Source organism: Nostoc foliaceum FACHB-393, from assembly GCF_014698505.1.
GTDB classification, from domain to species: Bacteria; Cyanobacteriota; Cyanobacteriia; order Cyanobacteriales; family Nostocaceae; genus Nostoc; species Nostoc foliaceum_A.
This window is the reverse complement of sequence record NZ_JACJTD010000075.1, coordinates 18,784-27,957: the sequence shown is the minus strand read 5'-3', so window position 1 is coordinate 27,957 and position 9,174 is coordinate 18,784. Positions and strand designations below refer to the sequence as shown.

Below are 9,174 nucleotides of genomic sequence, written 5' to 3'. Positions count from 1 at the left end.
AAATACCTATGAATTAGTCACCGAATTATTGAGACTAAATCTTAATAAGCGTAAATACTATCTGCAAGGAGAGAGGGCTATGAGGCTCATTATATCTGCGTCCTAGCCCTTTTTGTCCCCCCGTAAGACTTTACAGTCAGCAGTTTTCCTCTCCGATGGATTGTTTGAAAGAGTTCCCCTATATAGAGGACTTTAGTGAGTATCGTAACCGCATTGGGGGATTGTTGCTGCTGCCAAAGTCATTTAATGCCAGTTACGGTGACTTGCCTTATGCTAAAAAGTTGCCCCATTACTACGGACAGAACCTTTTAGCTAAATCTCTCAACCCTCAATGTTACGACCATAATCCTGGTTTCCTTGGGTATAAGGAACGCTCTGGCCTACAGTTTCAGCCCCATGAGGAGTTTAAAAAAGCTGATTTGGATGCACGGCAAAAGCTTTATCAAAAGATTGCAGAGGAAATTTGGAACCCAGAACGCTTGAACAGGGTAGTTGAATCTTATATTTCTGAGGAGATTGCAGGATGAAACGTTATCCAGTTTATAGGGATTCGGGTTTGGCTTTTGTCGGAAAAATTCCTCAGCATTGGGAAGCAAAACGAGCAAAGTATTGTTTTTATGAAGTAGACGAGCGTTCAGAGACAGGGGATGAGGAATTGCTTTCTGTTTCACACATCACCGGAGTAACTCCTCGAAGCGAAAAAAATATCACTATGTTTATGGCTGAATCCTATGAAGGCTATAAAACTTGTATTCCTAATGACTTAGTTATAAACATCATGTGGGCTTGGATGGGAGCGTTAGGAGTATCTAAATATCAAGGAATTATTAGCTCTGCATACGGTGTTTATAGACCAAAGGATACAAATAAATTTTATTCTGACTACCTTGAATATCTCGTAAGAATACCAGAATACATTGCTGAATATACCCGCACTTCAAAAGGTATTCGCTCCTCAAGGCTGCGTATGTATTCTGATGATTTTTTTCAAATTCCTATTATTTGTCCTTTATTTGAAGAACAAAAAACGATCGCACGCTTCCTGGATCGCAAATTAGAACAGATAAGCCACTTCATCAGCAACAAGCAAAGGCTTATTGAATTGCTCAAAGAGCAGAAAACTGCGATCATTAACCGTGCAGTCACCAAAGGAATTAACCCCCATGCACCTATGAAACCTTCTGCTATTGAGTGGTTAGGGGAAATACCAGCACATTGGCAGCAAATTAAGATTAAATATGTTCTCCACCAAATTATAGATACTGAACATAAAACCGCCCCATTTTATGAAGATGGACAATATCTTGTGGTAAGAACCTCAAATATTAAGGGTGGAATGCTAGATTTTACAAATGCAAAATATACAAATTTAGATGGTTTTCTGGAATGGACACGAAGGGGTAAACCAAAACTTGGTGACATTTTATTTACACGCGAAGCACCAGCAGGCGAGGCTTGTTTAGTTCCTCAAGGTATCGACTTATGCTTAGGACAAAGAGTTGTACTTTTTAGAGTTAACCATCAAAAACTAAATGAAGAATTTGGAGTTTACTCTATTTATGGCGGAATTGCTGCTGAGTTTATAACCTTGCTTTCACAAGGTGCAACTGTTCCACATTTCAATATGTCGGATATAGCAAATATACCTTTATTACTTCCATCAGTAAATGAGCAGCAACAAATTGTTCAGTACATCAAAACAGAAACTAGCAAAATTGACGAAGTTATCGCCAAAGCTGAAAAAGAGATCGAACTCATCCAAGAATACCGCACCACCTTAATTTCCGACGCTGTAACGGGAAAAATAGATGTACGCGAAACATCCGCAGTTGAATCCACCCTTACAGCCGCAGCAATTTAGTCATGACCACAACTGACACCTCAGAAAAAGGCTTAGAAGCCCTCATAGGAAAAAGCCTACTCACAGAAGCAGGTTACATCAAAAGTCTATCTGGGGACTATGACCGCAACTACTGCTTAGATAAAACTCAACTGCTGCTATTTCTCCGTAAAACGCAACCCACCCAAGTCACCAGGCTAGAAACCAGCTACGGTAAACGGTTTGAAGAAAAACTGTTTCAACGCATCTGTGACCAAATCAAAACCAGAGGTATTGTTGATGTTATCCGCAACGGCATCAAAGCCGGAGAAGTCAGCCTCACTCTCTACTACAAGCTACCCTCATCCCAACTGAACCCCCAAGCCATCCAACGCTACAACGAAAATATCTTCTCCGTCACTCGCCAACTATACTTTAGCAACGATCACAAGAAGCGATCGCTGGATATGGGGATTTTCATCAACGGCTTACCCCTCATCACCTTTGAACTAAAAAACAACCTTACTACGCAAAACGTCCAGGATGCCATAAAGCAGTATAAAACTGACCGTGACCCCAAAGAACCCCTGTTTAACTTTGCGCGTTGTTTAGTTCATTTCGCCGTTGATGATGAGTTAGTCTACATGACTACTGAACTCAAGGGACAACAAACAGTTTTTCTTCCCTTCAACAAAGGTCAAAAATCTGAACCACACTTACTTTTCCCCGACAGTACGGGGAACCCCATCAACCCCAACGGACTAAAAACCGATTACCTGTGGAAAGAAATTTTCAGCAAAACCAGCCTCAGCAACATCATTGAAAAGTATGCCCAACTGGTAGAAGAGAAAGACGAAGCAAAACAGAAGAAACGCAAGCTAATTTTCCCTCGTTACCACCAACTCGACCTAGTGCGAAAACTCCTAGCCGATGCCAAAATTAATGGTGTAGGACAGCATTATCTAGTTCAACATTCCGCAGGTTCAGGTAAAAGTAACTCCATTAGCTGGCTGAGTCACCAACTAGTAGAACTTACCGACACCAACGACACCAACTCCATATTTGATTCCATTATTGTAGTTACAGACCGCCAAGTTTTAGATAGACAAATCCGCGACAACATCAAACAGTTTGCCCAAGTCAAAGGCGTAGTTGAAGCCATCACTGAAGGTAGTAAGCAATTAAAAGAGGCGCTAGAAGAAGGTAAAAAAATTATTATCACTACCGTTTTTAAATTTGCCTATGTTGTTCGGGAAATCCAGTCATTAAGCAATAAAAAATTTGCCATTGTCATTGACGAAGCCCATTCCAGCCAAAGTGGTAGCAGCGCCGCCAAAATGAGCGCAGCCCTGAATAAAGAAGCAGGTGAGGACGAAGAAACCACCGAAGATAAAATTCTCCGCATTATTGAAGAACAAAAACTTTCTCCCAACGCAAGCTATTTCGCCTTCACAGCCACACCCAAAAATAAAACATTAGAAGCTTTTGGTGTTCAGAATCCAGCCGATGACAAGTATTATCCCTTCCATAACTATTCCATGAAACAGGCAATAGAGGAAGAATTTATCCTTGATGTGCTGGAAAACTATACCACATTTACAAGTTACTGTAAACTTCATAAAAAGATTGAATACGACCCGCAATTTGATACCAAACGGGCAAAGAAAAAGCTCAAGCAGTACGTAGAGGGACACCCCCACGCTATCCGCAAAAAAGCAGAAATTATGATTGACCATTTCATGCAAGACGTGATTGGTCAACTCAAAATTAATGGACAAGCAAAGGCAATGGTAGTCACCAATGGTATTGTCAGCGCCATTCGCTATAAACTTGCCTTCGATGCCTATTTACAGGAAATTAACGCACCTTACAAAACTATTGTTGCATTTACAGGCAGTAAAGAAGTTGACGGGAAAAAAGAGGATGAGTCCTCAATGAATGGCTTTCCAGGAAATGACATTCCCAAAAATTTTAAAAAAACTGAATATCGATTCCTGATAGTAGCTGATAAATACCAAACCGGATTTGATGAGCCGCTATTGCACACCATGTATGTAGATAAAACCCTAGCTGATATCAAAGCGGTTCAAACCTTATCCCGCCTCAACCGTGCTTACAAGCCAGATAAAAAAGATACATTCATCCTAGATTTTGTCAACTCAGCCGATGCAATTAAAGAAGCTTTTGACCCATTTTATAAAACAACAATCCTCAGTGAAGAAACCGACATAGACCGCCTCAACGACTTGCAAGATGCCCTTGACGGGTTCCAAGTTTATTCTGAAGAACAGGTCAACGAGTTAATGACCCGCTTCATCAATGGTGCAGAACGTGACCAATTAGACCCCATACTCAATGAATGCAAGCAAAATTTTATCAACGAATTAGACGAAGAACAACAAATAGACTTTAAGAAAAAAGGCAAATCTTTCGTCCGCAATTATCAATTCCTTGTCCAAATTAATCCTTTCCGTAATCCCTACTGGGAAAGCCTGAAAACCTTTCTCAAATTCCTACTAGCCAAACTTCCCAACCTTAACGACACCGATTTATCCAAAGGTATTCTAGAAAGCGTTGATATCGACAGCTACCGCATAGAAAGACAAACAACCCTGGCCATACAGCTTGAAGGTGGGTCAGAAATAGCACCCACACCCCCAGATGCTCCTGGTGGCAGATATGAGGCGCAATTAGACGTACTCAGTAATATTATTCAAGATTTTAACGATCGCTTCGGCAATATTCAGTGGACAGAAAAAGATAAAGTGCGTCGCTTCCTATTTGAAGAATTACCCGCCGAAGTCAGCAAAGACGAAGAATATCAGAACGCCAAGAAATACTCAGATCGGCAAAACGCCAGAATCACCTTTGAGAAAAAGCTAGTCGATAAGTTTCAGGAATTCATCTTTGACCATACAGAAGCATACCGTAAATTTACTGAAGACCCTGAATTTAAAGTATGGTTAGCCAATACCCTGTTCGATAATGATTACGACCAAGGTGCAGCATAAGGAAGGCATAGAGCGATCACATTTTTATATCTAGGTAAACCTGTGATTCCTGTGCGGTTAAATGTTTGTTCTCAACAGTTGCAAGAATATCACAGAACTCGTAGCCAGTTGTCCGCAGCAGGTATACCAAGAATTTGTCACACAGACAGTTATAGGCAGCAGTAAGGCAAGGTAAGATAACGAGGAATCAGGTATTTGTAGGCAATTTTGATTAGTGCCTCATCTAGTAATACAATAGTACTATATCCAGAGTAAATCAGCAAAATGAAAGGAGAGTTGCTCAAACGACTATTTAGAGCGATTGCCAGTGAAGATCAAACGGCGATCCAAAGTATGCTATCTGTAGTCGTTGAGGAAGAACGCAAAAAAGGACACACTCTCCTCGCTGAACAGCTCGAAAATATTGCTCACAAAAGTAATCGTCAATCTCCTCGTATTTCTTCTGAGAAACCTGCGCTTTCACCTGATATATCTCGTGGTGTAATTCCGTCTCCATCTTCCAGGGACGCTATTTCAAAAACGCCTGATGCCCACTCTCTAACTGTACTGTCAAGTAAACAGCGTTTTAACCATCCCTTCATTGTTACAATTCCTAGAGAGCGTTTGCGGCACCACATGATTCTTTCAGATACTGTGGAAGAGCGTTTTCGCCGTATCGAAAGAGAATATGCTGCTCGTGACCGACTAGCTCATCACGGTTTGCGCTACCGTCAAAAAATCTTACTTTACGGTACTCCTGGCTGTGGTAAAACGATGGGGGCTGAACGTCTAGCTTGGAATACAGGATTGACTCTTGTCAAAGTACGCTTTGATGCAATGGTTTCTTCCTTTTTGGGTGAAACTGCAACGAATTTGCGCGAAGTATTTGAAACAGCATCTCAAACTCCTTGTTTGTTATTTATTGATGAATGTGATGCGATCGCTAAATCGCGGGAAGATGTTCAGGAAGTTGGTGAAATTAAGCGCGTTGTTAATACTTTTTTACAACTACTTGATGAATACGAAGCCTCAAATGGGTTGCTTGTTGCTGCCACTAACCTAACTAAATTTCTGGATGAAGCTGTATGGCGAAGATTTGATGATGTAATCGAGGTGCCAAAACCTACAGCAGCAGAAATTGAGGCTATATTAAAACAGACACTTTCTTCGGTTGAAGTTGGCGTAATCAACTGGGAAATGATCGTGCAGAAACTGGATAAACTTTCAGCTGCACAGATTGTTCGCGTTGCTCAAGATGCCGCGAAACGCGCCATCCTTGATCGGGAAGAACTTGTCATTCAAGAACACTTAGAGGCATCTATTCAAGACGTTGTAGCTTCTCATGTCTGAGCGATTCAATCAATTTTCTCATTTACCCCTACGTTTAACAAATCAAGGAACTGCTACACCTTCAGGAGGTGGGGGCAAACCTTCTGCAAAAACTTTGGCTAATAGAGGCAATGCAGGTGGACACGGTAAAAAGCTAAACTTTTCCATTTCCTCTATTATCTCAAGTTGGGAAGCAGAATGTGAAAAGCGTAAGGAAGAAGGTAAACCTGAGCTTCCAGATGCAATTTCATTCATTTTGCAAGTAGATCCTAATTTATTTGATGCAGATGCATTGAAAAGTTTTGGGATTGAGGTTGTTGCCGATCTGGAGGAAGGCTACATTATTGGAGCTTCAGCAGATACAGGACTTTCGGAACTCAGAATAAAGATTCAGCTATTTATTGAGTCAACACGCGGTGGCGGAAAGGTTCCAGAAATATGGGAAATTTTGGAGGGGACTAAGCGACCGGAGTATATTCTTTCACCTAGTCTTCAATCCCAGTGGGATCAGATTTCAGATTGTCAAGAATATATTGTGGATGTAGGTATTTCTTGTATCAATATTCAAGAACAATATTCTAGATGTCCTAAGCGGGAACGCTGTAATACTGATGCCAGTTTTCAGAAAAGTATTAATAAATGGCTGGATAAACATAATCTCACACCTGAAGAATGGGATGATCTGTATTCAGACAGAGAAGCCAAGTTTCTTAAATTTATACAAAATCCGCTATATCGTGGAGAAATTTTGCGGTCTATTTCAGGTGACGAAGTTGGAATTTCACGTTTACCTGATAGCTTCTCCTGCCGGATTCGCATACTTGGTAATGGATTGAAGGATCTTGTCCTCAATTTTCCATATATATTCGATGTCAGTGAAGCCGACGAATTTATCGCTCCATCCGTTACACCGAATAGTTCTGAATCAGGTCAGGAACAGTTTGAATTAGAAGCACCTGAGCCAAATGCACCCAAAGTTTGTATTATCGACAGTGGTATTCAAGAAAATCACCCCAAAGTGAGAGTTGCAATTGACTCTACTCTCTCTACATCTTGGGTACCTGGAGAAACGAATATCACTGCTGATTATTGTAGAGGTGGTGGACATGGTACTAGAGTTGCAGGAGCAGTTTTGTACCCACAAGGTATTCCTAAAACAGGTCGTCAGCAGGCAGTATGTTGGCTTCAAAATGCCAGAATTCTTAATGCACGAAACGAACTACCTAAACTTATATTCCCACCTGACGTTTTAGAGGAAATCGTAACTATTTATTACCACCAAACTAGAACGCGAATTTATAACCACTCAATAGCTGGAATTTCACCATGTCGCACCCAATCAATGACTCCTTGGGCAGCAGCTATCGATAAATTAAGTTGGGAAAATGACGTTCTCTTCATTGTTGCTGCTGGCAATATTGAGGCAGTGAGAAGCTTTGTCACACGTCCTTCAATTGCCGCTCATATACAAGCTGGTCGTAACTATCCAGAATATCTCCTGCAACCTTCTGCACGAGTTGCTAACCCGGCGCAAAGTTTCCAAGCTCTAACTGTTGGTTCTATTGCTCATCACACTTATACTAATCCCCCTCTAAGTTCGATTGCAAAGCAAAATTATCCTTCTTCTTTCTCCTGCTCAGGCCCAGGCATCTGGGAAAATATTAAACCAGAAGTGGTTGAATATGGTGGTGACTACGTTATTGACTCACTAACTTCACCAAGTTTCACTACACCAGAATTAGTTTGCCCAGAATTGATTCGTTCAACCCGTGATGGTGGTAAAGCTTTTAGTGCAGATGCCGTAGGAACATCATTTGCCGCTCCTAAAGTCACACATATCGCTGCCGCACTGGAAGCAGCATTCCCTCAAGAAAGTACACTCCTTTACCGCGCACTCATTGTTCAATCAGCACGTTTACCAAGATGGACGAATAACTCGAATGCTAATCTCTGTCATGCCATTCGGACTATGGGTTATGGTATTCCAGATATCAATCGCGCTCTCGGCAATTCCCTAAATCGTGTAACGCTAACAACTAGAGCGATAGAACGCATTCAAGCTCGGCAAGCTAAGGTTTATCAAGTAAAAGTGCCAGAAAATTTCCTGCCTCAAGGGGAAGGGTTTGACATTTTGATTGAAATCACACTTTCCTATGTGGCTGAACCTCGTCGTACCCGACGCAACCGCAGGAAATATTTATCAACCTGGTTAGATTGGACTTGTAGCAAACGGGGAGAAGATCCCGATCGTTTTCTTGATAGAGTTCTCAAAGACTATGATGCACCAGAAGAAACCGAGGAAGATGACGGACTATTTCAATGGACACTAGGAAAAAGGCAGTTAGCTAAAGGTCAAACACGTCCAAATGGCATTGATGGCATAGTAAAAGAACTGTCCCGAAGTACAGGAACTGTTCAGAAAGATTGGGCGACTATAAAATCCTATGAGCTACGTGAAGGCTTTTGTATTGCTGTAGTTGGACATACAGGATGGAACCAAGATCCCAATGCTGAAGTACCTTTTGCGCTAGCTGTTAGTTTTGAAGCTGTCAACTCTGATATCGATGTATATACTTCCTTTGTTGAAGCAGAAGCTAAGGTACAACCAAAAGCTAGAGTACAGCAGGAAATACAGATCCAACAATCAGTCTGAAAATCCAAGTATTTTGGAATTGTTCTCTTGATATTAGATATTGATCTAAGAAAAGGTATAAAAGCGAAAATTTTCTCAACTAGCGAAGCAATCGCCTCACTTCCCTTTTCCTTGATTCGGCGAAATCGTTCCTTCCGCCTGTGCTTTTCTAATTGCTCGTTTCAGAATTAATACCGCCATTTGCGACAAAGAACGCTCCTCTGCATCCGCCAGTTGTTGCAGAGCTTCTTTGTCTTCTTCTTCCATGTAAATACTCAACGTTACTTTCCCCATGTGACTATCATCAGCTTTTCTATGTATTTTTATATTAAATCACTAAAAACAAATAAATTTAAATAGAAGTACACAGAATCTATGTATAATTACTGATAAGTCAAAAGCCA

Annotated in this window: 6 protein-coding genes; 5 read left to right on the top strand and 1 reads right to left on the bottom strand. The window is 41.1% G+C overall.

Annotated elements, in window-relative coordinates; genetic code table 11:
- The first annotated feature begins 155 nt into the window (after positions 1–155).
- The 5 genes from H6G92_RS33170 (at position 156) to H6G92_RS33150 (ending at position 8,791) form a co-directional block, all read left to right on the top strand.
- Positions 156–527 (top strand): DUF1524 domain-containing protein, encoded by a 372-nt coding sequence (locus tag H6G92_RS33170; RefSeq protein WP_199345072.1) that lies wholly within the window; start codon positions 156–158, stop codon positions 525–527.
- Positions 524–1,861, top strand: a complete 1,338-nt coding sequence (locus tag H6G92_RS33165; protein ID WP_190900411.1) for a restriction endonuclease subunit S — start codon at positions 524–526, stop codon at positions 1,859–1,861. Before H6G92_RS33170 ends, H6G92_RS33165 begins: the two co-directional genes overlap by 4 nt.
- A 2-nt stretch (positions 1,862–1,863) precedes the next feature.
- On the top strand, positions 1,864–4,830 hold the full coding sequence (locus H6G92_RS33160) for a type I restriction endonuclease subunit R (protein ID WP_190900409.1): 2,967 nt from the start codon (positions 1,864–1,866) through the stop codon (positions 4,828–4,830).
- A gap of 264 nt (positions 4,831–5,094) precedes the next feature.
- A complete protein-coding gene (locus H6G92_RS33155) occupies positions 5,095–6,159 on the top strand; it encodes an ATP-binding protein (protein ID WP_190900407.1) in 1,065 nt (354 codons plus the stop codon).
- Positions 6,152–8,791, top strand: a complete 2,640-nt coding sequence (locus H6G92_RS33150) for a S8 family peptidase (RefSeq protein WP_190900405.1) — start codon at positions 6,152–6,154, stop codon at positions 8,789–8,791. The genes H6G92_RS33155 and H6G92_RS33150 overlap by 8 nt, the downstream gene beginning before the upstream one ends.
- Positions 8,792–8,887: 96 nt before the next feature.
- Here H6G92_RS33150 and H6G92_RS33145 read toward each other — a convergent pair whose 3' ends face one another.
- Entirely contained in the window at positions 8,888–9,037 is a 150-nt protein-coding gene (locus H6G92_RS33145) for a ribbon-helix-helix domain-containing protein (protein ID WP_242059410.1), read from the bottom strand.
- Positions 9,038–9,174: the final 137 nt, after the last annotated feature.